Annotated in this window: 1 protein-coding gene; it reads right to left on the bottom strand. The window is 68.1% G+C overall.

Annotation, left to right across the window (positions count from 1 at the left end; genetic code table 11):
• On the bottom strand, positions 1-383 hold a 383-nt coding region (locus FOE67_RS28415), incomplete at its 3' end, for a class I SAM-dependent rRNA methyltransferase (protein ID WP_438874335.1).
• Between the last annotated feature and the right edge of the window lie 31 nt (positions 384-414).

Below are 414 nucleotides of genomic sequence, written 5' to 3'. Positions count from 1 at the left end.
TCGTACACGTTCGGGCACCCGGTTTCTTTGACGAGCGCGGCGACGATCGCCTGTTTCCAGTGCTCCACACCGGCGGCGCTGAACTGGCAGACGAGCTGGCCAGCATCGCCTGTGCCGTACTGGTCGACGATCAGGCCGGGCAGGCCGTCGGCTTCGCCCATGACGAGGCGCACGGCGTCGGTGTCGTGCACCCACGCGCGGCGGTACGCCACGGCGGCGGCAATGCGGCGCTTGAAGAACGCGTGGTCGACGGGCTCCGATTCATCAAAGCTCCACACGCGCGCGCGAATCTGCGAGACAGGGCTGAACGCCGCGCGCGCCAGGAACTGGCCGTTGTGTGCGCGCACGATGACAGTCGCGCCGGAGGCGGGCTTGCCCTCCACGCGATCAATGGCGTTGGCGAAAATCCACGGG

Source organism: Streptomyces calidiresistens (assembly GCF_014141525.1).
GTDB lineage: Bacteria > Actinomycetota > Actinomycetes > Streptomycetales > Streptomycetaceae > Streptomyces > Streptomyces calidiresistens.
The sequence above is the reverse complement of the archived record's forward strand: the minus strand, read 5'-3'. Positions and strand labels throughout refer to the sequence as shown.